The sequence below is a fragment of the Rhodococcus sp. 15-649-2-2 genome, assembly GCF_002258645.1.
In the GTDB taxonomy this organism is placed as follows: domain Bacteria; phylum Actinomycetota; class Actinomycetes; order Mycobacteriales; family Mycobacteriaceae; genus Rhodococcoides.
Genome location: NZ_NPFM01000018.1, coordinates 1 through 26,209 on the forward strand (window position 1 = coordinate 1; position 26,209 = coordinate 26,209).

At 64.6% G+C, this 26,209-nt stretch carries 21 protein-coding genes; 13 read left to right on the top strand and 8 right to left on the bottom strand.

From position 1 onward, the window contains the following. Positions 1–155 precede the first annotated feature (155 nt). Entirely contained in the window at positions 156–908 is a 753-nt protein-coding gene (locus tag CH305_RS10485) for an IclR family transcriptional regulator (RefSeq protein WP_094703706.1), read from the top strand. Between the two features lie 63 nt (positions 909–971). Beyond that, positions 972–2,147 (top strand): 4-hydroxybenzoate 3-monooxygenase, encoded by a 1,176-nt coding sequence (locus CH305_RS10490; RefSeq protein ID WP_094703643.1) that lies wholly within the window; start codon positions 972–974, stop codon positions 2,145–2,147. Between the two features lie 11 nt (positions 2,148–2,158). Here the strand turns inward: CH305_RS10490 and CH305_RS10495 are convergent, their stop codons facing one another. The 6 genes from CH305_RS10495 to benA form a co-directional block, all read right to left on the bottom strand. Then, positions 2,159–3,406: a benzoate/H(+) symporter BenE family transporter gene (locus CH305_RS10495; RefSeq protein ID WP_094609182.1), complete on the bottom strand. Its 1,248-nt coding sequence runs from the start codon at positions 3,404–3,406 to the stop codon at positions 2,159–2,161. Beyond that, positions 3,403–4,767 (bottom strand): aromatic acid/H+ symport family MFS transporter, encoded by a 1,365-nt coding sequence (locus tag CH305_RS10500; protein WP_094703644.1) that lies wholly within the window; start codon positions 4,765–4,767, stop codon positions 3,403–3,405. Before CH305_RS10500 ends, CH305_RS10495 begins: the two co-directional genes overlap by 4 nt. 152 nt (positions 4,768–4,919) lie before the next feature. Then, entirely contained in the window at positions 4,920–7,622 is a 2,703-nt protein-coding gene (locus tag CH305_RS10505) for a LuxR family transcriptional regulator (protein ID WP_094703707.1), read from the bottom strand. A 60-nt stretch (positions 7,623–7,682) separates the two neighbouring features. After that, positions 7,683–10,406: a benzoate 1,2-dioxygenase electron transfer component BenC gene (benC, locus tag CH305_RS10510; protein WP_094703645.1), complete on the bottom strand. Its 2,724-nt coding sequence runs from the start codon at positions 10,404–10,406 to the stop codon at positions 7,683–7,685. 31 nt (positions 10,407–10,437) lie between these two features. Then, a complete protein-coding gene (gene benB / locus CH305_RS10515) occupies positions 10,438–10,977 on the bottom strand; it encodes a benzoate 1,2-dioxygenase small subunit (RefSeq protein WP_037154920.1) in 540 nt (179 codons plus the stop codon). A 1-nt stretch (position 10,978) separates the two neighbouring features. After that, a complete protein-coding gene (benA, locus tag CH305_RS10520; protein WP_094703646.1) occupies positions 10,979–12,364 on the bottom strand; it encodes a benzoate 1,2-dioxygenase large subunit in 1,386 nt (461 codons plus the stop codon). 207 nt (positions 12,365–12,571) lie between these two features. Between benA and CH305_RS10525 the strand changes: the two genes are divergently transcribed. The 9 genes from CH305_RS10525 (at position 12,572) to CH305_RS10565 (ending at position 22,782) form a co-directional block, all read left to right on the top strand. After that, entirely contained in the window at positions 12,572–13,501 is a 930-nt protein-coding gene (locus CH305_RS10525) for a LysR family transcriptional regulator (RefSeq protein ID WP_094703647.1), read from the top strand. Beyond that, entirely contained in the window at positions 13,498–14,601 is a 1,104-nt protein-coding gene (locus CH305_RS10530) for a mandelate racemase/muconate lactonizing enzyme family protein (protein WP_094703648.1), read from the top strand. The genes CH305_RS10525 and CH305_RS10530 overlap by 4 nt, the downstream gene beginning before the upstream one ends. A gap of 40 nt (positions 14,602–14,641) precedes the next feature. Further along, the gene (gene catA / locus CH305_RS10535; protein WP_094703649.1) at positions 14,642–15,508 is read left to right on the top strand and encodes a catechol 1,2-dioxygenase; all 867 of its coding nucleotides are present in this window, start codon (positions 14,642–14,644) and stop codon (positions 15,506–15,508) included. A gap of 5 nt (positions 15,509–15,513) precedes the next feature. Then, entirely contained in the window at positions 15,514–15,798 is a 285-nt protein-coding gene (gene catC / locus CH305_RS10540) for a muconolactone Delta-isomerase (RefSeq protein WP_094703650.1), read from the top strand. A gap of 1 nt (position 15,799) precedes the next feature. Further along, positions 15,800–16,729, top strand: a complete 930-nt coding sequence (locus tag CH305_RS10545; RefSeq protein ID WP_094703651.1) for a helix-turn-helix domain-containing protein — start codon at positions 15,800–15,802, stop codon at positions 16,727–16,729. A gap of 159 nt (positions 16,730–16,888) precedes the next feature. Further along, the gene (locus tag CH305_RS10550; protein ID WP_094609186.1) at positions 16,889–18,397 is read left to right on the top strand and encodes a GMC family oxidoreductase; all 1,509 of its coding nucleotides are present in this window, start codon (positions 16,889–16,891) and stop codon (positions 18,395–18,397) included. 51 nt (positions 18,398–18,448) lie between these two features. After that, positions 18,449–19,912 (top strand): benzaldehyde dehydrogenase, encoded by a 1,464-nt coding sequence (locus CH305_RS10555; RefSeq protein WP_094703652.1) that lies wholly within the window; start codon positions 18,449–18,451, stop codon positions 19,910–19,912. Positions 19,913–20,051: 139 nt separating this feature from the next. Then, the gene (locus CH305_RS10560) at positions 20,052–21,254 is read left to right on the top strand and encodes an MFS transporter (RefSeq protein WP_037154886.1); all 1,203 of its coding nucleotides are present in this window, start codon (positions 20,052–20,054) and stop codon (positions 21,252–21,254) included. Between the two features lie 43 nt (positions 21,255–21,297). After that, positions 21,298–22,782, top strand: a complete 1,485-nt coding sequence (locus CH305_RS10565) for an amidase (protein ID WP_094703708.1) — start codon at positions 21,298–21,300, stop codon at positions 22,780–22,782. Here CH305_RS10565 and CH305_RS10570 read toward each other — a convergent pair. Further along, the gene (locus CH305_RS10570) at positions 22,779–23,831 is read right to left on the bottom strand and encodes an NAD(P)H-binding protein (protein ID WP_052058767.1); all 1,053 of its coding nucleotides are present in this window, start codon (positions 23,829–23,831) and stop codon (positions 22,779–22,781) included. The two genes, CH305_RS10565 and CH305_RS10570, sit on opposite strands and share 4 nt — an antisense overlap. An 87-nt stretch (positions 23,832–23,918) precedes the next feature. Here CH305_RS10570 and CH305_RS10575 point away from each other — a divergent pair, with 87 nt between their 5' ends. Then, the gene (locus tag CH305_RS10575; protein WP_037154883.1) at positions 23,919–24,719 is read left to right on the top strand and encodes an alpha/beta fold hydrolase; all 801 of its coding nucleotides are present in this window, start codon (positions 23,919–23,921) and stop codon (positions 24,717–24,719) included. Continuing rightward, on the top strand, positions 24,719–25,864 hold the full coding sequence (locus tag CH305_RS10580; protein WP_037155951.1) for a SpoIIE family protein phosphatase: 1,146 nt from the start codon (positions 24,719–24,721) through the stop codon (positions 25,862–25,864). Before CH305_RS10575 ends, CH305_RS10580 begins: the two co-directional genes overlap by 1 nt. Here CH305_RS10580 and CH305_RS10585 read toward each other — a convergent pair. After that, positions 25,841–26,197, bottom strand: a complete 357-nt coding sequence (locus CH305_RS10585) for an STAS domain-containing protein (protein ID WP_094703653.1) — start codon at positions 26,195–26,197, stop codon at positions 25,841–25,843. The two genes, CH305_RS10580 and CH305_RS10585, sit on opposite strands and share 24 nt — an antisense overlap. Positions 26,198–26,209 lie beyond the last annotated feature (12 nt).

Consider the following 26,209-nt stretch of genomic DNA (forward strand, 5'->3'; position numbering starts at 1 on the left):
CGCACATCCTCGAGCAGAAGCGTCTGGGCAAGCTCGTCCGCCCGGCCGCCCTGTACACCGGCCCCGAACCCCGTACCCCCGAGTCCGTCGACGGCTGGGTGGCGCGAACGCCATCCTGAGCGGGAAGGTCGTCGATTGGAGCTATCGTCGTGCTGATGGCTGGGAACGTGCGGGATCCCGGGGCCTCGGTGGCCTCGCGGCTGCTGGCTGTGCTGTCGGTGTTCGACGAACATGCCCCTGCGTTGACGTTGACCGAATTGGCCGATGGCGCAAGCCTTCCCATTGCCACGGCCCACCGCCTGGTACGTGAACTGGTCGACTGGGGAGCGCTCGTGCGCTCGGACGACGGTCGGTACGTAGTGGGGCGTCGACTGTGGAAACTCGGATTGTTGGCACCGGATCAGTCCGATCTGCGCGAGATCGCGTCGCCGTTTCTGCACGACATCTACGGTGCGACTCTCGCGACGGTACACCTGGCCATTCGGGACGGCGACGAGGTGTTGTACCTCGACAGGTTGGCAGGCCATGCGTCCGTGCCTGCAATCAGTCGGGTGGGTGCGCGATTGCCGTTGTACTCGACCGGGGTGGGCAAGGTGCTGTTGGCGTATGCGCCGAGGGAGGTGCACGATCGCGTACTTCGAAACCTGACTCGCATCACCCCGTTCACGGTGACTCGACCAGGGCAGTTGGAGAACGAACTACGCCGGGTGCATCGCGAGGGATACGCGCAGACGGTCGAGGAGATGACCCTCGGGGCGTGTTCTGTGGCCGTTCCGATTCGCGACGGCGAGAACGTGGTCGCATCCTTGGGACTCGTGGTTCCGAGTATCGGGCGTGATCGCGTCAGACTGGTTGCGGCGCTACAGGTTGCGGCCCAGGGAATCGGCCGCAGCCTGAGAACTGGGTAGCCTCTTCCACTCAGTGGAAGCTCTGGCTTGTAGAGACGTGGATCACCGCGGTGTACTCGACTCATGCGTACACAGGTTGCCATCATCGGTGCAGGGCCCGCGGGTCTGCTGCTGTCCCACCTGCTCGGTGAGCAGGGGATCGACTCCATCCTGATCGAGTCGCGTACTCAGGACTACGTGCTCGCCCGGATCCGCGCCGGAATTCTCGAGCATTCGACGGTCCAGTTGCTCGACGAACATGGACTCGGGGAGCGCCTGCACCGCGAGGGCCACGAGCATCGCGGTATTTATCTGCAGTGGCCGGAAGAGCGGCACCACATCGACTTTCGTGATCTGGTGGACAGAAGCGTGTGGGTCTACGGACAGACCGAGGTCACGAAGGATCTCGTGGCGGCACGCGAGAAGGCCGGCCAGCAGATCTACTACGACGTCTCCGATACCGCGCTGCACGACGTCGAATCCGACGACCCCTACGTCACTTTCACGGACGCGTCGGGCAACGCGATGCGGATCGACGCGGACGTCATCGCCGGATGCGACGGCTCCTTCGGGCCGAGTCGTGCTGCCATGCCCGATGCTGTCCGCAACACGTGGGAACGGGTGTATCCGTACTCCTGGCTCGGAGTTCTCGCCGACGTCGCGCCGTCGACGGACGAGCTGATCTACGCCTGGCATCAGGACGGCTTCGCCATGCACTCGATGCGATCGTCGACGGTCAGTCGGTTGTATCTGCAGGTGCCGAACGGCACCGATATCGACACCTGGTCCGACGATCGAATCTGGGATGCGTTGGCAGACAGGCTCGGACACGGTCAGGACGGGTGGGCGCTGAACCCGGGACCGATCACCGAGAAGAGCGTGCTGCCGATGCGCAGTTACGTGCAGACACCGATGCGACACGGCAATCTGTTTCTGGCAGGCGACGCAGCGCACATTGTGCCTCCCACGGGCGCAAAGGGTCTCAACCTCGCGGTTGCCGATGTGGCTCTGCTCGCACCTGCACTGGCGCAGTTGCTGCAGGGGAAGGGGGCACAGAGTGCTGACACGTACAGCGACACGGCACTTCGACGCGTCTGGCGTTGCACGCACTTTTCGTGGTGGATGACGACGATGCTGCACACGGGCGACGACCCGTTCGATGCGCAGTTGCAGCTCTCGCAGCTGAAGTGGGTGGCTTCCAGCGAAGCGGGCGCAATGGGACTGGCGGAGAACTACGCCGGTTTGCCGATCGGGTTCTGACCTCTTGGGAACTACCGTCGGCGATCGAGCAGGTAAGTAACTGCAACACCGGCGACCAATCCCCAGAACGGAGCGCCGAGGCCTCCGACGTCGGTGCCGGAGATGGTGACCAGCAGGGTGATCAGGGGCGCGAGCATCGGGCGGCCGGACGACTCGGAGAACGCGGCGGTGAATGCACCGCGCAGTGCCTCGAGCATTGCCAGACCGGCGAGGGCCGCGATGAACGTTGCGGGCACCACGGACAGGCCGCGCACCAGCAGTGGTGCCGACACACCCACCACGATGGCGAGTGCGCCGCAGGTCATTCCGGCGATGTACTGCCGTGACCGTGCACCGACGGCAACGAGCAACGCGTTGGTCGGACCGGCCAGACACGTCGATACCGCACCCAGTGGCGCGACGAGAAGTGACCAGATGCCGCACGCGATGGTGACGACGGTCATCGGTGGTCGATGGCCCGCAGAGTTCAACACTGCGGCACCCTGACCGTTCTGAACCGCGACCACGGTGATGGCAAGCGGTATCACCAACTGCGCCAGTGCCGCACCACTGAACGCCGGCGCAACGAGCTCCGGTAAGCCGATCAGGGGGAGCTCTGCCGCAGGCCCCGTCATCCGTGTGAATCCGCCTGTTACTGCGAGAGCAGCGAGACCCGTGACCAATGCAGCGAGCACCGGCGGTACCCGCTTCGACCACGTCGCGGATCGGGTCAGCGCCAACCACGCCACGACCATGGCACCGGCGACGATCACATTGGACGAAACAGACTGCACCAGTCCGGTTCCGAACGACAGAAATGCACCGGCCACCATCGCCATCACCACGCTGTGCGGCAGAAAATCCATCAGTTTCGTCACCACCCCGGTGGCTCCGAGCACGATGATGAGGACCCCGGTAGCAAGGTAGGCCCCGACGACCTCGGGCCAGGTCAGCGACGCCAACGATTGTCCGACCAGAACAGTGCCCGGAATGGTCCAGAAGAAGCTCAGCGGCATCCGATACACCCAGCTCGCCACCACGGTGAGGATGCCGTTGAGTACGAATACTCCGAAGACCCACGACGCTGTCTGTGCGGCGGTGAGCGAGCCCGCTGCGGCGGCACCCATGATGACCGCAACCGGCCCGGTTGCGCTGAACAGCACGCCGGTTGCCCCTGCACCGACGTACTGCCCGCCGAAGTCGGCGCGTAGAGCACGCAGACTCGGCGGGCGACGCTCCGGTAGTTCGCCCGAGGCGAGACGCTCGAAAATATCTGTCATTCAGCTACTTTCACCGGCTCGATGGGTACTGGATCGGATCGGCGCAGGGCTCGAACCGCGGGAACAGCGGTGGTGACCAGTGCGCCGAGCAGCGCTACGACGGCAAAGATGTAGAACGCGGTGGACGACGCGATGCCGGCTCCGAGCAGGATTCCGCCGAGCAGCGGTCCGAGTATGCCGCCGAGCCGGCCGAATCCGGCGCACCACGCAACTCCTGCTGCACGGGCGGTGGTGGGGTAGTAGTTCGAGACGAATCCGTAGATCAGCACCTGAGTGCCGATGGCACCGATGCCTGCACCGGCCACGGCGACGAGCAGGACTCCGAGCGGGAAGTTCAGCGTCAGCAGAACCAACGACAGCGCGGCGAGGCAGAAGGTGACCGCGATGACGCGCTGTGGTCCGGTGCGGTCGGCGACGCGAGACGCGATCAGGCCACCGATGATGGCACCACCGTTGAGCACCAACAGAAACGACAGTGAACCCTTGGCGTTGTAACCGGCCTCGGACATGATCTGTGGCAGCCAGGTGTTGAGGCCGTAGGTCAGCAGTAGGCCGGAGAAGCTCATCAGCCCGAGGAGAGCCGTCGGGCGCAGTAGTGGCTTGCGGGCCAGTGCTGCGAATCCGACGCGATCGCCGGCGACGACCGGCTCTGCGTCGGGCATCGGAATGCCGGTCCGTGCGCAGATCTCCTGTGCATCGGCGACGCGGCCGTGTGCCAACAGCCACCGCGGGGATTCCGGCATCCGCAGCAGGGCCAGCGGTAGCAGTACGAACAGTGGGAGTGCGCCGATCCAGAACAGTCCGCGCCAGCCGATCGAATCCTGCAGGGTGATCGCGGCCAACGACGCCAGGACGCCACCGGCCGGAATGCCGCTGTAGACGATGGCGTTGAACAAGTTTCGACGTCCGGGTGGTGCGAATTCGGCAATCATGGCACCGACCGTGGCGACGAGGCCGCCGACTCCGATACCGGTCAGGAACCGAAGTGCGCCGAACATCGTGACGTTCTGTGCGAGTGCAGTGGCCCCCATTCCCACCGAGAACCAGACGATGCATGTCAACATCGTTCTGCGACGGCCGATCCGATCACCGAAGGCCCCGGCGGTCAGAGCGCCGACCATGACCCCGATCAGCGCGTAGGAACCCAGCGCGCCCGCAGTTTGCGGATCCAGCGCGCCCAGCTGGGCGGAATCGGCAAGCAGCGTCGGCAGGACGGTGCCGTAGACGACGAGGTCGTAGCCATCGAAAACAATTGCTGCCGTGGACAGTGCGACGATCCACAACACGCTGCGGCGGTGCCGGTCGCCGGCCCAGGTGGTGCTGGCTGGTGTGCCGGTTTTGATGGAGTCCGGTGCAGTCATCGGGGATCCTTTTCGGTCAGGGAGTACCGCTTGAAGGCTGAATCGGCGCTGACGGCCGAGCGGGTTGCATCACTGTCCCAAATCGTGGGCTGAGTCACACCAGGGCTTTGCCTAGTGCTTACCTCGGCATTGCGAAAGTGGGTGCGCTGCGATCATGTCGTCGAGCCGTCGTCGGTGGACCTCGCAGCCGCCAGCTCCGCTCTCGAGCGAATGCCCATCTTGGCGTACACCCTGGTGAGGTGAAACTGAACTGTCTTGATCGACAAGAACAATTCGGCCGCGACCTCGCGATTGGTCATTCCTGTGGCGACCAGGCTCGAGACGGCGTCCTCCTGCGGGGTCAGTGCATCGTGAGCTCTGTCCTTCAGAACGGCGTGCACACCACCGGCTTTGAGTTCACGGTCGCACCGTCGTACGTACGTGGTTGCCCCCAGTGCCAGATAGCCTTCGCGTGCCGCGCTGACGACGGCATCGGCCTCGCGCCGCTTCCCGGCTCTGCGCAGGGTCTGCCCGTAGGCGTAGTTGACTCGGGCGCGGTCGTACGTGAGGGGCAGCGGTGCCAACGAAGCGAGGGCGTCCTCGAATGATGCTCGGGCAGAGTCGAGATCGCCCATCGCGCCGTGCAGTCGGCCACGAGCGCAGGCAAGGCGTGCGTGTGCGGAGCGGTGACCACGATCGCGCACTCTGGCCTCGTGTGGAATCAGAAACTCGTCTGCCTCGTCGAGTCGGCCCTCGACTATCAGTGCATTCGCGTACACATCCGGCCACGCCCAGAAACCGGGTTCGGATACGTCGGCGTGAGCCCACTGCTCGGTCAAGGGGGCAAGAGCGCGGAGGACCCCGCCATAGTCCGCTTGTGCCTCCGCGATGGCCGCACGACCGAGAGCCGCTGGCACCCTCATGATCTCGTAGTCGCGGGCGCCGGAATCACCGCGGTGTGCGCTGGTTGCGGCGGCCACCCAGTCTCCGCGGAGTGCGTGGATCTGCGTCGCGGTCCACTGGAGCAGTGGAACGATCAATGCGGCACCGGAACGGTCGGCCAAGTCGGAGCCAGCTCCGACCAGCCGAAGCGCCGCATCCCACTCGCCGGTGACGAAATAGGTGCGCGCCAGCCAACCGTGAGCCCACAACGAGATTCGCGTCGAACCGCCGAGGAAGTCGGTCGGTGCTGCGGCCTCGAGTTCCGAGCGCGCGAGATCGATGTGGTCCGTTGCGAAGTGGAGCCAGCCCGCACCCATCTGCACCCGTTGTCCGACGGCCCCGGTACTGGCGTGACCCCACAGGTCTCGGTAGCTGCTCAGTGCTTCTGCGACACGCCCTGTGCCCGCCAGACCGAGGCCTCGAATGGACTGCGCCTCGACCGCGGTTGCGTGGTCGGCTCCGACGAGTTCGACTGCGCGATCGGCCCACAGCACGAGGTTGGCACCGTCGCAGCGCGCCAGATTGTGCAGTACCTGCCGATGACAGATCACAGCGGCGACCTCGGGGTCGTGCCGCGTCCGTACGAGCTGCCACGCCCGGGTGAGTCGAGCTTCGGCTTCGTTGGGGCGGCCGCGCAGGATGGCCAGATAGCCGAGTACGGCATTACGCGTAGGGGTTTCACGGAGACTTTCGATCTCGGCGATGTAGTCCGAGGCCGTCCGCATGTCACCGGCGCCGATGAGGGCGTCCACCGCGCGGACGAGCCGATCCTCGCGCGCATGCGGTTCCTGGGTCGACCGGCTCGACAGAAGGTACAGCCGTGCTGCCGTCGCCCATTCGCCGATTCCTGCACGTGTCGCTGCGAGCGCGTCCAGGCGGTCCGAGACCAGTGGATCGGGCAGTGGCGACGCGTGGACCAGGTGCGCCAGCTGATCGGCCGGGTCGGCCTCGGCTGCGGCAGCGGCTCGATGCACCTGCGCGCGCTCGACTCTGCTCATCGTCGCGAGCACCGCGGCGCGGACTGTTGGATCGTGGATCTCGAGGATGGTCGCTGCGGAGCTGCGTCGGACGGTCACCAGTGCGAATCGTTCTGCGAGATCGACAGCAGGCCAGGGATCGTCGATGCCGGCGACCTCGCACACCGTGGTCAACGGTCGGCCATCTTCGAGAACGGTGACGGCCGAGACCAGACGCCGAGCCTCGTCGGTGCAGAGAGCGAGAGTGGTCCGAACGTCTGCCTCGACGAAGGCGGGCGCAGGCAGGTCGGGGCGAACACCCTTCCAGGTCTCGCGCGGCACCTCGTCCAGCAGCGCCAAGGCGTGTCGGGGACGTCCACCGGTGTGACGCGTCAGGTGAGCAGCCGAGGACGGTGACAGGATGATCCCCTGCAGGGCAGCGATTTCGGCAACGGCCGACACCGTCAGCGCCGGTACCGCCACGGACAGGTCGGCTGCGCGATCGAGAACCCGGTGCGACTCGATGAAGCCGTCGGGCAACGGATTTCGAGTACAGACGACCGCGAGTCTCGCGGATCGGTGGTGCCTGACGGCGGAGGCGAGTGCACGGAGAGAGTCGACGTCGCAGTCGTGCGCGTCGTCGATCAGCAGGATCGTCACGGCGTCCGCCGCCAACGCGTCGGCGATGCGGTGTCCCCATTCGACCGGGTCCGTCCCTTCGATCCCGACGCCCGGGACGAGTTGCGTGACGAGGCCGAACGGCACGTGCGTTTCCCACGGCACCGCACCTGCGCGGCGCACCACCGTGCTCTGCCCCTCGCTCCCGACCGTCCGTTCGACTTCACGCAAAATCGACGATGCGCCGATGCCCGCCGGGCCGGTCAGCACCACAAAGGTCGACGTCGTCGCGGAGCCGTCGAGCGCCCGAATCAGGACGTCCAGCAGTTCACCGCGGCCGATCAACGGTGAAGGGGACATGACGTCACCGTATCCGCGGCGTACGAGTGCGTCCGGCGATCGAACCAACACGGTCATGACTCAGCCCGGGTCGCCGCCGGCGACCGGGAGCACGGTACCGGTGATGTACGACGCCTCGTCGGAGGCGAGGAAGCAGATCGCCGCGGCTTGCTCGTCGAGTGTTCCGTAGCGTTTGAGCAACGAGGAGTCCACGGTCTGGTCGACGATGGCCTGGTACCAGTTCTTCTCCTGCTCAGTCGAGGGTGCGGGTCCACGAGCGACGCGTCGCGGTGGTGCGTCGGTACCGCCGGGGGCCGTGGCAACCACCCGAACGCCGTGCGGTGCTGCCTCGAGGGCCAGAGTTGCCGTGATGGCGTTGACGCCCCCCTTCGCAGCTGCGTAGGGAACCCGGTGGATGCCGCGGGTTGCGACCGAGGAGACGTTGACGATGGTGCCGCCGCCGCGTTCGATCATGTGCGGGATCACGGCGCGGCAGGACCACAGCGTCGGGAACAGCGACCGGGAGATTTCCTTCTCGATCTGCTCGGGCGGGTACTCGGCGTACGGCTTGGCCCAGATGGTGCCGCCGACGACGTGAATGGACACGTCGACGCGTCCGTGTGCAGTGAGTGCGGCGTCCACCACCGATGAAGCGCCCTTCCAGGTTTCGAGGTCGGCGATCACAGGGGTGGCCTCGACACCGTCTTGCCGAAATTCCTCGGTGAGGGATTCGACCAACTCGGACCGGTCGGCCAGAATCAGTGCTCCGCCTTCGGCACCGATCCGCCGGGCCACGAATTCTCCGATGCCCTGGGCCGCGCCGGTGATCAGCACGACCTTGCCTGCGAATCGACCCGGGCTGACGAACTTGGGCGTTTTGTTCGCCCGGGATTCGTTCATGGCGCGTTTCATCGTCGCCTTCGAACGGTCGGCGTGATCGGCGATCAATGCCCGTGCGCGCTCACGGTCTCCGGCCTCGAACGCGTCGACTATGTCGAGGTGATCCTGGGCGCAGAGCGGATCGCACCACGTCGCGTTGCGCAGCACGTCCTCCATTGCGGCCTTGACGCCGAGAGCCCGATAGGCCTGCAGCAGATGCTCGTTGCCTGTTTGGGTGAAGAGGTAGTCGTGGAAAGCGGCATTGGTCTCGGTGTACGCGGCGGCATCGACGAATCGGTCGCCGGCGACGTAGCGAGTGGTGGTCTCGGCCAACAGTCGGTATCCGGAGATCTGCTGCGAGGACAGCCGGCCGATCACGAGTTCGAGGGCACCGAGTTCGAGGGCGCGCCTGGCCTCGAACACGGCGTCCGACTCGTGTACCGATGGATGCTCCTCGCCGATCTCGTACCCCGAACTCGAAGCCGGGGCAGGTTCGGGACTGCGCGTGACGAGCGGCTGGATATCCCGCGAAGGCCAGATGTGTTGTGCTGCAACGGAGTGTGCCTCCGGAGTGAGGAGCAGATCGGAGCTGTCGTCCAACCCGGTCCGGTCGGCGGCCGAGCCGGCGACAGTAACGCGCTGACCCGCGATCGCGCGCATGGTGTCTGCTTCCTCGGAGTCCGAGAAGCTCATGCCGTGCGAGTACAGAGGCTCCGCAACACGACTGCCGAACACGGCTCGACCGAAGATGTTCCTGCCGTCCAGGGCGGGCTCGACGTCATCGTCTGTGGGGTTCTTCGCGGGTGCGTCAGCTGCTTCGATCGTCGCTTCCGCCTGTTCGTCGACCGGCGTCGGCTCGTCGTCCACCGGAGCCGCTGCAACCGAATCGTTTTCGTCGCCGATGCTTTCCTTCGCAGCTGCCGAGGACGGCGCGAACTTCTCGTAGTAGAAGCCCGTCGGTTCGATGCCGGCCTCGCTGAAATGCGTTCGGACGGCCTCCACCATGGGAGGCGGACCACACAGGTAGACCGCGACATCGCCGCCGTGGAGATGTGCGTCGGTCAACAGGGCAGTGACGTACCCCTTGTTCGCAGCGGTGGTCGAGGGGTCCGAAACGCAGTGATCCCACGTGAATCCATCCAGTGTCGAGGCCAGGCCGGCGAGCTCGTCCAGCTGGACGACGTCGTCGTCGGTACTGGCGCCGTACACGAGATGCACAGGACGAGTGCTGGATTCGCCGGCCATGGTGCGCAGGATCGAGAGGATCGGAGCCAATCCGGTTCCGCCCGCCAGTAGTAGCGCAGGTCGCTGAGCCTCGCGCAGAAAGAAACTGCCGTGTGGGCCGGTGAACGAGATCTTGTCGCCCACGGCCGCCGTGTCGCTCAGGTAGGTGGACATCAACCCGCCCGGGGTGAGCTTGACCAGGAATTCCAACTCGTCCGATCCGGAGACGCAGCTGAAGGAGTAAGACCTGGTTTCGTCGGAGCCGGGGACGGTGATGTTGACGTACTGGCCGGGGAGAAAGGCGAGCGTGCCACCCGCCGGTGCCTCGACGGCGAGCCTGACCGTGGTGGGGGAGAGTTTCTCCACGGCGGTCACGATCGTGTCGTGCGTCGCCGCTTGGGTTTTCGCGACCGCCGACGTGCTCGCGATCTGCAGCACCAGATCGGAGGTGGGCTTCATGCTGCAGGGCAGACAGTAGCCCTCGTCCGATTCCGACTGCGAGAGCGCGTCGTCGAGGTAGGTACCGCCGTCGTACTCACCCGACTCGCACAGAGCCTTGCAGGTTCCGCACGCGCCGTCTCGGCAATCGAGAGGGATGTTGATCCGCGAGCGGTAAGCGGCGTCGGCGACGGTCTGGTCGTCCTCGCAGGTGATGAAGCGGGTGACGCCGTCCTCGAAGGACAGTGCGACGGAATGGCTCACGATGGAACTCCTCGGGATGACGGCAGGTCGATCAGAAGTGATAGATGTCGACGACGTGGTGGATGTAGTCGTTCTTCAGCACCACGGTCTTGCGCCGGATGAGCGGCGAGTCGCCGGAGAAGTCGATCGTGTAGAAGGAGGTTCCGTAATACGGATCGATGGTCTTGTACCGGAAATACATGGTGTGCCAGTTGAATCGGACGTCGACGATATCTCCCCGACGTTCGATGACCTCGACGTTGCTGATGTTGTGACTGGTCCGCGGTTCGGGTATCGACGTGGCACTGGACCGTTCGGTCCTGATGCGGAACACACGATCCTCGAGCCCACCCTTGTTCTCGTAGTAGATCAGTGAGATATCGGTCTGGGGATCCTCGGTGAGCAGGTCGTTGTCGTCCCAGCAGGGCATCCAGTACTCGACGTCGTCCGCGTAGCACGTGAGCCACTTCTCGAATTCGCGATCGTCGAGGTAGCGCGCTTCGCGGTAGAGGAACTGCTCTATGGATGACTGGGTGATCAGGCGCGACGGGGCGGTCTGCCGGCTATCGGTGTTGTCGACGGTGGCAGTCATGTCAGACCTCCTGTGCTGCAGCGGGTGCGGAGTCGGCTGCGCGCTGCTTGTCGAGGGCAGCGAGCAGTGTCTTGCGCCAGTAGCCGTGTTGGACGGGGAACAGGCCCTCGTCTTCGTTCTTGACACCCGCCGAGATGACACCGGGCATGTCGAGTGCCTCGGCCACCGGATCCGGTCCGGTGAGCCAGTGCTCCGCGCCGCGGCTCATGTCGTTCCACGGCGCATTGGTCGCCTGGAACGTCAGCTGGCACGAGCGGAACTCCTCCAGGTCGTCGGGTGTCGCCATGCCGGAGGCGTTGAAGAAGTCCTCGTACTGCCGGATCCTATGTGCGCGAGCCTCTTTGCTCTCGCCCTTGGGTGCGATGCAGTAGATGGTGACCTCGGTCTTGTTGGGCGCGATCGGCCGGAAGTGCCGGATCTGCGTGCTGAACTGATCCATCAGGTAGACGTTCGGGTACAGGCACAGGTTGCGTGAACCCTTCACCATGAATTCGCCCTTGGCGTCGCCGAACTTCTCCTTCAGCGAGTCCATCTGGTCCCACAGTGGGCGATCCTGGGGGTTGGCCGCCCAGGTCCACAGGCAGAGATGGCCGTTGGGGTAGGACCAGTAACCGCCGCCGGACTTGCCCCAGCCGCCGGCGTCGAGCGCCTTGGTGGTGTTCTTGGATTCACCGTTGTTGCGGCGTGAGGTGGTCGCGGCGTAGTTCCAGTGCACGGCGCTGACGTGATAGCCGTCGGCCCCGTTCTCTGCCTGCACTTTCCAGTTTCCGTCGAAGGTGTACGACGAGGATCCGCGCAGAACTTCGAGGCCCTCGGGAGACTGGTCGACGAGCATGTCGATGACCTTCGTCGTGTCACCGAGATGCTCGGCGAGGGTCGAGACGTCGTCGTTCAGGCTCGCGAAGAGGAAACCGCGGTAGCTCTCGAATCGGGGGACCTTGGTGAGGTTGTGCGATCCGTCGACGTCGAATGTGTCGGGGTAGCCGGCGCCGTCGGGATCTTTGACCTTGAGCAGCGTGCCGTCGTTACGGAACGTCCAGCCGTGGAAGGGGCAGGTGAGCGTGGTGCGGTTGTCCGTCTTGCGTCGGCACAGCATCGCACCGCGGTGCGCGCACGCGTTGATGAGGCAATGCAGCTCGCCGTCCTTGTCGCGGGTGATGACAACGGGCTGCCGACCCATGTGCACCGTGAAGTAATCGCCGTTGTTCGGGAGCTGACTTTCGTGGGCGAGATAGATCCAATTGCCCTCGAAGATGTGCTTCATCTCGAGCTCGAAGACCTCCTCGTCGGTGAAGATGCTGCGGTTGGCGCGGTAGATGCCCGCCGCGACATCGTCGATCACCGCTCCGTCGATCGTGTTCTGTACGTGATCCAGCATGTCGGTCATATCGGGTTCCTCCAGGCGCTTCGAGTTCGATTACAAGCGACTGTGTCAGGGAGTGGCCGCCGTCACACCAGGGCTTTGCCTAGGCCCGACCTGGGTGGATATTGATCGCTGACACTTATCAATCGACGCAAAATAGGTCTTTGTCAACGATGGATTACATCCCTACTGTGGTCAGGGTCACCCCACCACGTACAGAGAGGCTCGTTCATGGAACTTCGGCACCTCTACCACTTCGTGGCCGTGGCCGAGACTCGGCACTTCGGGCAGGCCGCTACGCGGCTGCACCTGGCTCAGCCGGCGTTGTCGCAATCGGTTCGCCAGTTGGAGGCCGAGCTGGGTGTGACGCTGCTGGCCAGGACGACCCGTCAGGTGAGCCTGACTCCGGCGGGGGAGTTCTTCTATCGAGAGACGCTGCGCAACCTGGACAACCTCGAGCAGAGTGCGCGGGGAGTACGAAGGATCGCCGACGGCCGATACGGACTGGTACGCATCGGCTTCACCGGTACTGCGGCCTTCGATCAACTGCCGCCGATCGCGCGTGCGATCAAGCAGCGTCTGCCCGGTATCGCGTTGGAGATCCACGGGGACCTGCTCACCCCTGCTCAGGTGGACGGTCTGCGCTCGGAACACCTGGACGTTGCGGTGCTGCGGCCCCCTGTTGCCGGTGACGATCTGGTGTTGCGGACGATCACCACGGAATCGTTGGTGCTCGCATTGCCCGTCGATCATCGTTTCTCCACCGAACCGGCGCTCGACGTCGCCGATCTCGCGTACGAGGACTTCGTCATGTACGCCGACACGCATTCGGTGGTCAACGAAGCCGTCGTGACGAGCTGTCGGGCCGCGGGCTTCAGCCCCAGGCGCGAACACGAGGCCCCGGACACCTCGGTGTTGCTCGCGCTCGTCGCAGCCGGGTTGGGCGTTGCGTTGGTTCCCGAATCCGTCCGCGCTCTGCAGTTGAACGGCGTCGTGTTCCGCGACATCGCCGGCGCGAGCACCATCGATCTGGCGTTGGCCTGGTGCCGAGACCGGCCGTCGGCCCTCGTCGATGCCCTTGTCGGCGCTCTGGAGGACGCGGGCGTGCTTCCTCGACTCGAATCATCCGTACCGTCTGCACAGTCGAAGGGCGTGTCATGAAAATCGTTGCAGTCGAGGCGATCCCGTACTCGATCCCGTACCGCAAGCCGCTGAAGTTCGCCAGCGGTGAGGTCTCTGCGGCCGAGCACGTACTCGTTCGGGTACATACCGACGACGGAGTCGTGGGTATCGCAGACGCTCCGCCCCGGCCGTTCACCTACGGCGAGACGCAGCAGGGAGTGGCTGCGGTGATCGAGACCATCTTCGCTCCGGCGATCGTCGGCCTCACCCTCGTCGAGCGCGAGGTGGTACATGCGAAACTGGCTCGTACCGTGGGTAATCCGGTGGCCAAGTCGGCAGTGGACATGGCGATCTGGGATGCCCTCGGTCAGACCCTCGACCTTCCCGTCACCGAATTGCTCGGCGGATACACCGACCGGATGCGTGTGAGCCACATGCTCGGGTTCGACACCCCGGCTGCGATGGTCGACGAAGCCACCAGGATGCGGGAGACGTACGGAATCGAGGTCTTCAAGGTCAAGGTGGGCCGTCGGCCCGTCGACCTCGACACGGCTGTCGTACGCGCTCTCCGAGAAGGACTGGGCGAGGGCGTCGAACTCTACGTGGACGGCAATCGAGGCTGGACCGCCGCCGAATCTGCGCGTGCCATGAAAGAGATGTCGGATCTGGGTCTTACTCTCGCCGAGGAACTGTGCCCGGCCGACGACGTCCTCGGCCGCCGCTGGCTGGTTCGGCAACTCGACATCCCCTTCGTGGCAGACGAATCCGCGACCACCCCGGCCGAGGTCACCCGTGAGATTCTCGGTGGTTCCGCGACTGCGGTGAGCATCAAGACTGCGCGCACCGGGTTCACGACGTCGCAGCGGACCCACCATCTGTGTGAGGGCCTCGGCATCGACGTGGTGATGGGGAACCAGATCGACGGACAGCTCGGCACGGCCTGCACCGTTGCCTTCGGCGCGGCGTTCGACCTGACGTCGCGTCGAGCAGGCGAGCTGTCCAACTTCCTCGACATGAGCGACGACCTGCTGACCGAAAAGCTCGAGATTCGGGACGGCACGCTCAGCGTCCTACCCGGCTCGGGACTCGGTGTTCGCATCGATCCGGACAAGCTCGCGAAATACCGCACCGACCAATGATTTTCAGCCCAGCAATTCAACTTCACCGCAAGGAGTAGACATGAGTGTCGACCACGTAGAGACGAACCACCTGTCCGGCGAGGTGGCCACCGCTGCCGCGTCGGGTGCGAACGCCACCGAGCGTTTCACCTCCGACAAGCAGGCGGCGGCGAACACCCCGCCCGAGCGAGTCAGTCTGCTCGCCCGCCAGGTGCTGTCTGCTGTCCACGACACCATCCGTGAGCACAAGGTCACCTACGACGAGTACAACGCCCTCAAGGCGTGGCTGATCAACGTCGGTCAGACCGGAGAGTGGCCGCTCTTCCTTGACGTCTGGGTGGAGCACGTCGTCGAAGAAGTTGCCGGCGAAGCACGCGAGGGCAGCAAGGGCACCATCGAAGGCCCGTACTACGTCCCGAATGCACCCGAGTTGGGTTCGGCCGCAATCCTGCCCACCCGCGACGGTGAGCTTGGCACCCCGCTGCTGTTCCAGGGTCAGGTAAGGGCGGTGGACGGTACGCCGCTTGCGCACTCGGTCATCGAGATCTGGCATGCCGACGCCGATGGCTTCTACTCGCAGTTCGCGCCCGGAATCCCGGAGTGGAATCTGCGCGGCACGGTGACCACGGACGATCAGGGCCAGTTCTGGATTCACACCATGAAGCCTGCGCCGTATCAGATCCCGACCGACGGTGCCTGCGGCAATCTCATCTCCGCCGCCGGCTGGCACCCGTGGCGTCCGGCGCACCTGCATCTCAAGGTTGCGGCCGATGGCTACCAGCAGATCACCACTCAGCTCTACTTCCCCGGTGACGCACACAACGACGACGACGTTGCCGACGCCGTCAAGCCGGAGCTCATCCTCGACCCCCGGGAGGTCGACGGTGGCCAAGAGGTGACCTACGACTTCGTACTCGACAAGGGCTGAGACGCATGCTCTTTGCCGTGAAGATGGATGTCGCGCTGCCGCAGGATCTCGACGCGGACGTACGAACCGACACTCTCGCACGAGAGAAGGCGTACTCGCAGCAGCTGCAGCGCGACGGTGAATGGGTGAGTATCTGGCGCATCGTCGGCCAGTACTCCAACCTCAGCATCTTCGACGTGCGCGACAACGAGCGGCTCCACGAGATCCTGTGGAATCTACCGCTGTTCCCGTACATGAGCATCGACGTGAGCCCGCTGGCCAAGCACCCGTCGGACATTTCTGCGGTGTGAGATGACCCGGGAGATCGAGCAGTGGCGAGACGAACACTGGCGTGACGAGCTCGGCGAGGCGTTCGCGGGGTTGGTGCCGGAGGGTGGCGACGATCGTCCGTTGACCGGATGGATAGAGGGCACCACCGTCGGTGAACTGGGCGCATTTCAGGTCGCCGGCTCGCCGCAGACGGTACGACGGACCCGCTCGGCTGTGCGCAGGAGACCCACTGATGCAGTGAAAGTCTGTGTGCAACTGCAGGGTCGGGCCGTCGTGCGGCAGGGTGATCACGAGCTGGTCATACATCCGGGCCAGCTCGGAATCTACGACACTCGGCGAGCCTACGATCTGCGGCTGGAGGGTGACTGGCGTTGTGCGGTGATGGTGTTTCCGCCCAACGCCCTTCGGCTGCCGCAGAAGTTGATCGAGGCCACCATGCAGCGTGCGCACGATATCGGCTCCGGTCCCGGTGCTGTGCTCGAATCCTTCGTACGGGCAGCGCTGGCGCCGACGGCCGACCCGGTCGATACCGGCTCGGCTCTGCGCTTCGCCGATGCCGGTCTCAGCCTCATCAGCAGTGCCCTCACCGCGGACTCACACATCGATCTCGACGAACCAGGGGAGCAGGCGAGGAAGCTGGCCGTCCTCACCTATATCGGTCGGCACCTCCTCGACCCCGATCTGTGTCACCACTCCGTAGCGGCTGCATTCGGCATGTCCGTACGCAGTCTCGACAGGTTGTTCGGTGGCGAAACATCCACTGTGACAGCCACTATTCGCGAGATGAGGCTCGACGGTGCCCGACGCGATCTGCTCGCAGCCCGAGGGGTGAGGTCCACTGTCGGCGCTGTTGCCGGGCGTTGGTGCTTCTCCGACGCGGCGCACTTCAGTCGGCTGTACAAGAGCAGGTTCGGAAGCAGTCCGTCGGCGGAACGTGCCGCACTGCGCTGACCTCGGCTCTGCGAACACATCTGTACAACAACGGTTCCGGCAATACTCGGCGGAAATCGGCAAGAACTGCGTCGGAAATCGTCAATCGCGACGCCGGCTCGCTGCGCACACTGAAGTCCTACCGGTGTGGGGCCGGTCACTTCGAAGGGATTGAAGACGATGGACGAAGCATTCGACTACGTGATCGTAGGTGGCGGATCCGCCGGCTGTGTACTCGCATCACGACTGAGCGAGAACCCCGATGTCACTGTGTTGCTGCTGGAGAGCGGTGGTCGTGACGATCACCCGGACCTGGCTGTACCTCCGGCCTGGCCGTCGCTCTGGGGTAGCAACGTCGACTACGCGTACAACACGGTTCCGCAGAAAGCGGCAGGCGGCGGTGCCCACAATTGGCCGCGGGGCCATACCCTCGGCGGCAGCAGCTCGATCAATGCGATGGTCCACCTGCGAGGACACCGAAACGACTTCGACACCTGGGCAGAGGTTGCGGGCGAATCGTGGTCGTACGACGCGGTACTGCCGTACTTCATGAAGTCCGAGACTGTGGTCGGCAAGGACGCGAAGGTCCGCGGCGACAAGGGTCCGTTGCGGCCGGCCCCGTCGTCCTCGCCGAATCCGGTATCGCAGACCTTTCTCGATGCGGCAGCGGAGGCCGGACATCCGATCACGGACGACTTCAACGGTACCGAGCAGGAAGGTGCAGGCTGGCACGATCTGGCCATTTCCGACGGTGCCCGCCTCAGCGTGGCGTCGGCCTATCTCGCTCCCGTCGAGGCACATCGATCCAACCTGACGGTGTCGACCGGTTCACGGGTGCAGTCCGTGGTGGTCGAGAACGGCCGCTGCGTTGCAGTGAGGTATCGACGCAACGGGCAACCGGTGTCGGTGTCCGCTCGGCACGAAGTGATTCTGAGCGCCGGTGCCGTGGACTCGCCACGCCTGCTGCTGCTGTCCGGAATCGGCCCGGCCGAGGAACTGCGAGAGCTCGGCATCCCGGTAGTCCACGATCTTCCCGGCGTGGGACGCAACCTGCACGATCATCCCCTGTGCAGCGTGGTCTACGAAGCAGCGCAACCGATTCCACCCGCCGTCGACAATCATGCCGAAGTGTCGATGCTGTGGCGCAGCGACGACGAGCTCGACGGTCCGGACATGCAGTTGATGTTCATTCACGTGCCGTTCCATCAGCCGACACTGGTCGCGCCTCAGAACAGCATCACGTTCGGCGTCACCACCGTGCCCGACAGTCGCGGTAGCGTTCGCCTGGCGACGGCGGATCCGGACGATCCACCCCTGATCGATCCGGCCTATCTGACCGCAACCTCGGACGTGGACCGACTGGTCGACGCCATTGCGGTGGCACGCACCATCGCTGCGACGGACGCTTTCGCAGCATGGGGCCTGACCGAGGTTCTTCCGGGGACAGAGGCGGATTCCACTGCAGCACTGCGGGATTACGTTGCTCGCGGTACGGGAACCTACTACCACCCGGTGGGGACTTGTGCGATGGGAACCGGGCCTGATTCCGTCGTCGGACCGGATCTTCGAGTGCACGGCATCGACGGCCTTCGCGTCGTGGATGCGTCCGTCATCCCGAGGGTCGTCTGCGTCAACACCAATGCCGCGACTGTGATGGTCGCGGAGAAGGCTGCCGATCTCATCGGTTGAGCCACAAACAATGTCGAGACCTTGAACTACCAGCGAGAAGAGAGAACAAGCGTGAGCAACACTCTGTTGGGAACCGACTGGCACGGCCGGATCTACAGTGGCGGTTGGCGTAATGGTGGTGGCGGCACCACGAGCACCGTCGAACCGGCCACCGGTACGAGCTTGGGTGAGATCGGTCTGGCGAACGCCGGAGACGTCGACGACGCCGTCGGCAGGGCTCGCGCCGCGCAGCCGGCGTGGGCGGCAACACCGGGACACGAGCGTGCGGCCGTGATCCGAGAGATCGCGAAGGTGCTCGAGGCCCATCGCGGCGAGTTCGAGGAATGGCTCATCCGGGAAGGCGGATCGGTACCGGGAAAGGCTTCGTTCGAGGTCGGTCTCGTGCTGAGTGAGCTGTGGGAAGCGGCGGCGCTGCCCACTCAGCCCTACGGCCATCTGCTGCCCACCAGTGAAGCCGGACGGTCCAGCATCGGCCGTCGGGTGCCGATCGGCGTCGTCGGAGTCATCAGTCCGTGGAATTTTCCGCAGATTCTGTCGATTCGCGCCGTTGCTCCTGCTCTGGCCCTCGGCAATGCTGTCGTCCTCAAGCCGGACGTGCAGACCGCGGTGTCCGGTGGGGTCTCGTTCGCGCGGCTCTTCGAAGAGGCCGGAGTTCCGGACGGCCTGTTCCACGTGCTGCCGGGTGACGCCGAGCCCGGGGCCGCGGTGGCCGAGCATCCGGGCATCGGCATGGTCTCGTTCACCGGATCCACGGCTGTCGGCCGGAAAGTCGGTGAGGCAGCAGGACGCACGCTCAAGCGCGTCTCCCTCGAACTCGGCGGCAACAACGCACTGATCGTCCTGGACGACGCCGATCTGGAGGCGGCCAGTTCCGCAGGCGCGTGGGGTTCGTTCCTGCACCAGGGGCAGGTGTGCATGACGGCAGGCCGACATATCGTGCTCGAGTCCGTCGCAGACGAGTATCTCGATCGCCTTGCTGCTCGGGCGAAGAACCTTCCGGTGGGCAACCCGTTCACCGAGCAGGTAGCACTCGGACCGCTGATCAACGAGACGCAGCTGAAGAACGTCGACCGCATCGTCTCCGAAACCGTGGCGGCCGGAGCGGAGGTTCGCGCCGGTGGCAGCCATCGCGAATTGTTCTACGAGCCCACCGTTCTCGCGGGAGTGACGTCGTCGATGGCGGCTTTCCGGGAAGAGATCTTCGGGCCGGTGGCACCCGTCGTCGTCGTGCGCGACGAGGACGAGGCTGTTGCCGTCGCCAACGACACCGAGTACGGTCTCGTTGCCGCGATCCAGACCGGATCGGCTGATCGGGGCAGGCATCTGGCCGACCGCCTGACCACAGGAATCGTCCACGTCAACGATCAGACGCTCAACAACGACGCGTACGCGCCCTTCGGAGGAACCGGGGCCTCGGGCAACGGCGCTCGATTCGGAACTCAGAGCAGTTGGGACGAGTTCACGCAGTGGCAGTGGCTCACCGTCCGCGACCACGCTCATCCGTTCCCGTTCTGACCCCCTGACCTGACGAACTCGAAGTTATGGACGGAATCTGCCTGGAATCCATCCATAACTTCGAGTTCGGCGGCCATTGCGGAGTTGGCGCTGTCCTTCGTTACCCTTGAAGAACAGCGAGAGAACAGGGTAATTCACAGTGTCTGATATCGACGCCGCCTCGGCGCGCACGGCCGTGGCGGTGCGGGCGACCTATATCGCGTTCATCGGGGCCGGCTTCGCCTTCGCCAGTTGGGCTTCTCGGATCCCGCAGGTGCGCGATCGCCTCGAACTCACCTCATCTCAACTCGGAATCGTGTTGCTCGCCATCGCAGTCGGATCCCTGCTCGCGCTGCCGATGTCCGGAATCATCATCAACCGCTTCGGGTCTCGGCTCACGGTCACCGTGATGTCCCTCGTTCTCGCGGCCGGTCTGACGATCATCGCCACCGGCTATCTCGTGGGTGTAGTGCCGTTGCTGATCGGACTGTTCGTGCTCGGATTCGCCAACGGTGCATGGGATGTCGCCATGAACGTCCACGGTGCGGTGGCCGAACGTCGGCTCGGGCGCTCGATCATGCCGCGGTTCCACGCGGGTTTCAGCGCCGGCACTGTGGTGGGAGCCTTGATCGGCACTGCGATGGTGGCGCTGAACATCTCGGTCACGGTGCATCTGCTGACGGTCGCAGCCGTGATCGCCTGCACCATTCCGTGGGGAGTGCGCAGCTTCCTGAACGAATCCGATGGCGAACCCGAACAGCCGGCGGCCGACGCCTCGCGGCCGCACGCCCTCGCGCGGTGGAAGGAACCGCGCACCCTGCTGATCGGCGTCGTTGCCTTGTCGTTCGCGTTTGCCGAGGGCAGCGGAAACGATTGGCTCAACATCGCATTGATCGACGGCTACGATGCGTCGGCCGTGGCTGGAACCCTCGCCTTCACCACGTTTCTGGTCGCCATGACCGCTGTGCGGTGGTTCGGTAACGGATTGCTCGATCGCTACGGTCGAGTCGTCGTACTCCGAGGATTGGCAGCCGTCTCGGTGGTCGGAGTGCTGTTGTTCGTGCTCAGTCCGGTTGTGCCGCTGGCGTTTCTGGGCGCATTCCTGTGGGGATCGGGCGTCTCGCTCGGGTTCCCCGTTGCCATGAGCGCAGCCGCCGACGAGCCCGCTGCCGCAGCCGCGCGCGTGAGTGTGGTGGCCTCCATCGGATACTTCGCCTTCCTGGGCGGCCCGCCCCTGATCGGTTTCCTCGGCGGTCATGGTGATGTCCTCCACGCGTTGCTCGTCGTTGCGGGTCTTCTCGCATGTTCGCTGCTCGTGATGGGAGCGCTGCGACCACTTCCGGGGTCGAATTCCCGACACTGAATTCGCAGTCGTGGAGCAGGTGTTCTCGGTTACTGTGGCCGTTATGCGTATCGACGAGTATCGGAAGTACGACGGGCTCGGGCTGGCAGAGCTGGTGGCCAACGGCGAGGTCACGCCCCGTGAGCTACTCGATTGTGCATCGGCGCAAGCGAAGTCGGTGAACCCGGCTCTCAACGCGATCGTACGTCCGATGCGGGAGCAGGCCGACGAGCAGCTGACCGGAACGCTCGAAGGCCCGTTCGCAGGAGTGCCGTTTCTGATCAAGGATCTCTCGCAGGACTACGCCGGGTTACCTACTGCGAGTGGATCCCGTTCGTTGACGGACCAGCCGATGCCCGAGCATTCCACGGTGGTGCAGCGCTGGCTCGATGCCGGCCTCGTCATCTTCGGAAAGACGAACACCCCGGAATTCGGCGCCAAGGGGATCACCGAGCCGACGGTGTTCGGCCCCACTCGGAACCCGTGGGACCACAGCAGAACTCCCGGTGGTTCCTCGGGTGGATCCGCTGCGGCGGTCGCGGCCGGAATCGTCCCGGTGGCGGGAGCGAACGACGGCGGCGGTTCGATTCGCATTCCTGCGGCGTGCTGCGGACTGGTCGGACTCAAGCCGGGCCGCGGACTGGTGCCGTCGGGCCCCACGTTCGGTGAGGCGATGCACGGGGCAGCGGTACAGGGTGTGGTCTCGCGGTCGGTACGAGACACGGCAGCGATGCTCGACGTACTGGCGGGCGGCGAGGCGACGTCCGGCTACTCGCCTGCCCGGCCGGATGGCACGTTTCTGTCTCGAACGGACAAAGACCCCAAGCCTTTACGCATCGGAATGTATGCGGCCACGTCGGTGAATCCAGCGCCGGACACGCAGGCTGTTGCCGCGATGGAACAGGCGGCGAAGATTGTGACCGACCTCGGCCACACCGTCGAACTTCTCGATGCCTCGCCGTACGACGACACGAGCCTCAACCGCGAATTTCTGCTGGCCTGGTTCACCTACATGGCCTGGGAGATGGACGAAGTCAAGCGCAGAACCGGTTGCGGCGACGACAAATTCGAGCGTGATACCCGAATCATGGCTGCGCTGGGCAGATCCGCCAGCGGTGTCGACTACCTCGAGGCGGTGGAAGGCCGGCACAAGCATGTGCGCGCGCTGGCAACGTACTTCGATACGTACGATCTGTTGCTGACGCCCACCCTTGCCGAGCTACCCCCGAAGATCGGCGCGTTCGAGCTCGCGAAGCCGCTGCAGCTGGCGTCGGAGTTGTTGTTGCGCAGCAGAACTGCTGGGGTCCTGCGATACACGGGCATCGTCGATCAGATGATCGACGACAACATCTCGTGGATTCCGTACACCCAGTTGGCGAACGTCACCGGACGTCCGGCGCTGTCGCTTCCCGTGCACTGGACACCGGACGGTCTCCCGATGGGCGCACACTTCACCGCACCTCTGGGTGGAGAAGCGCTGCTCGTCCAACTCGCCGGCCAGATCGAACGAGCAGCACCCTGGGCGCATCGTTACGAGGCCCTCGACTAGCGGGTCGCTCCCAATTGGGCCTTGCCCAAAATTCCCGACGGCCGTTGCCGCACCTGCCCATCGACGATGTCGACGACGCCACCGGCCCAATCGGGATCGGTGTCGGCGGCAGCCTGGGGATCGGCGTGAGCGTCGGTACCCTCGTCGGCCACCACGGTGATGGAACGCTGCAAGGCTTCTCGGACTTTCATCGGCGTCGTATCCGGATCGGCGAACACTTCCGTAGCGGCGTTGCCCCGACGTACCACCATGTCGTGAGTGAGGCTGTCCACCAACGAGATCACCGTGCCCGGGGGCATGCCGGTGATGATCGCGACGGCGCGGCCCACCAATCCGGTCGGCAGCAACGGGACCGGAATCTGGGCGCGACGCAGGCCGGCGACGCTGCCGTACGCCTGCAGCAGTTCCGGGTAGCTCATCGTTTCGGTGCCCCCGATGTCGAAGGAACCGGGACGGGCGGTGTCGCCGAGGGCGCGAGCGATGATGGCAACCACATCGCCGACGGCAATGGGCTGGACCTGCCTGCGCATCCACGTCGGTATCGGAGTGAGCGGCAGCCGCTCGGTCATACGTCGAACCAACTCGAAGGACGTCGATCCGGAGCCGAGGATGATGGCTGCGCGCAGCACGGTGGCATCGACGGAGCTGTCGAGGAACGTTTCCTCGACCTGTAGTCGTGAGCGCAGATGATCCGACAACGGCGTGTCGTCGTCGGGGATGAGACCGGAGAGGTAGACGATCCGTTGTAGGCCGTTGCGTTCGGCTGCGGCGGCCATGGACTGTGCCGCGTGGCGATCTTTCTCGACGAAGTCTCCCTCGTCCATCGAGTGCACAAGGTAGACGACAGCGTCGACATCTGACGTCGCGGTGTCGAAGGTCTCGTGCTCGTCGAGGTCGAAATGCACGGCGGTGACCTGGTCACCCCATGCGAAGCGCGACTTCTTCGCGGGGTCACGCATCGCTGCGTGGACCTCGTGGCCCTGCTCGAGAAGCACGGGGATCAGCCGAGACCCGATGTATCCGGTTGCGCCGGTGACCAGTACTCGCATGATGAATCTCGTTTCTGTAGGTACATGCGATACCCGGTCGGAGCAGTCTCACTCCCCGCTGTCGGCGACAGATGACAGACTGTGCGGGTGAACGCACGTACCAGGAACAACGTCAGAGTCGTCGGAGCCCCCGACGGTCCCGTGCTGATGCTGGCGCACGGTGTCGGTTGCGACCAGACACTGTGGCGCTCTTTGACGACAATTCTGGCCGCAGACTTCCGTATCGTGCTCTTCGACCATGTCGGGGCCGGTGCTTCGGATCCGTCGGCCTGGAATGCCGATGACTACTCCACACTCGACGCCTATGCTCGCGATATCGCCGCCATTGCCGACGAACTCGAACTCGACGACATCACGTTCGTCGGTCACTCCGTGTCGGCGATGATGGGTGTGCTTGCGGCCGATGCAGCCCCCGAACGCTTTTCCAAGTTGGTGATGCTGGTGCCGTCTCCTCGGTACATCGACGACGGGGACTACCGCGGCGGATTCAGCCGCGAGGACATCGACGAATTGCTCGACTCCCTGGACAGCAACTACCTCGGCTGGTCCGCGTCGATGGCACCGGTCGTCGTCAATGCGCCGGATAGGCCCGAACTCGAAGCGGAATGGATCGATAGTTTCTGCCGGACCGATCCGGCTCGCGTCCGGCTGTTCGCCCGCACCACCTTCCTGTCCGACAATCGCGCCGATCTGGCGACGGTGACCGTTCCCACGCTGATCGTCGACTGCGCGCGGGATTCGCTGGCCCCGCCTCAGGTCGGTAGGTACGTCAACGAACACATTGCCGGCAGCACCCTGACGACGCTCGACGCCAGCGGGCACTGCCCCCACGTCACCGTGCCGGAGCAGACCGCCGAGGCGATTGCGACCTTCGTGAGATCGTCGTGATCAACGACCTCGACATCGAGGATCTCTACGAAAACGCCCCGTGCGGCTACCTCTCCGTTTATCCCGACATGCGAATCGGGAGGCTGAACGCTACGTTGGCGGGTTGGCTCGGCTTCGAGATCGATGCGTTGATCGGCAAGGATTTCACCGAGCTGCTCACCGCTGGTGGACGCATTCACTACGAGACGCACTTCGGCCCCATTCTGCGGATGACCGGCAAGCTCGACGGTATCGCGCTCGATTTGGTGACCGCCGATCGTCGACGTCTACCGGTGTTCATGACCGCGAACGTCAAGACCGACGAGGCCGGCACGCCAGTGCTGATCCGAATCACTGCGCTCGATGCCCGGGATCGGCGTACCTACGAGCGTGAACTGCTCGAATCCCGCACGCGGGCAGAACTGCTCGCGAAAACACTGCAGCGGTCGCTGTTGCCGCCGAGTCTGCTACCGCCGTCGGGAATGACCGCGGCTGCTCATTACCACGCGGCATCGAGCGACGAGGTGGGCGGCGATTTCTACGATCTGTTTCCGCTCTCCGACGACCGGTGGGGATTCTTCCTCGGCGACGTGTGCGGAAAAGGTGCGTCGGCCGCAGCCGTCACATCGCTGACGCGGTACACGTTGCGCGCGGCCGCGGTATACGACCACGATCCGGTGGCAGTTCTGCACAACCTCGATTCGGTTCTGCGTCAAGAATTTCGCGAGAACAACGCGCAGTTCTGTACGGCTGTGTTCGGTGTTCTCAGCCGTTCGGCAGACGGATTCGAGGTGTGCATGGCCAGTGGTGGCCATCCGCCGCCGCTCGTGATTCGGGCCGATGGCAGCGCGCACTACGTACTCATGACCGGCGGGCAGCTGGTGGGAATACTGCGCAACGCACGGTTCGTCTCGGCCACGGTGACGCTGGATGCCGGCGACACCCTGATGCTCTACACGGACGGCCTCACCGAGGCTCGGGTGGGCACAGGCCGTTACGACGACGACGGCGCACTGCTGGATTTCGCAACCGAGCATGCTCCCGCAGCGCCGGCCGTCCTGATCGACCATTTGCGGAAACTGCTGAACAGCTTCGGCGACGGTCTGGTCGACGACGCGGCCGTCATGGCATTGGGAGTCTCGTCAGTCGAGAGCAGCGCGCGCTGACGCCAGATCGGCATGCAGTGCGAATTCCTGGTCCAGGCCCATCAGCTTGATCGGACGGCTGGTGGTCGGTCCGTCGGCGACGACCGAGAATGCCACCGCGTCTCCGTGATTTTTCTGCGTTGTTGCCAGCACGGTCATCGCGGCCGAGGCCAGGAACGAGACGGCGGACAGATCGATGATCAAGGCCGAGGGCGTGGACTCGATCTGCGCTTGGATGGCGGTCGAGAGAGCCGGTGCGGTGGTGATATCGAGTTCGCCGGACACCGCAATGACGGCTACTCGGCCATCGTTGCTGGACTGAATCGAGAACCCGGCGTTCGTATCGGCAGACATATGTACTCCTGA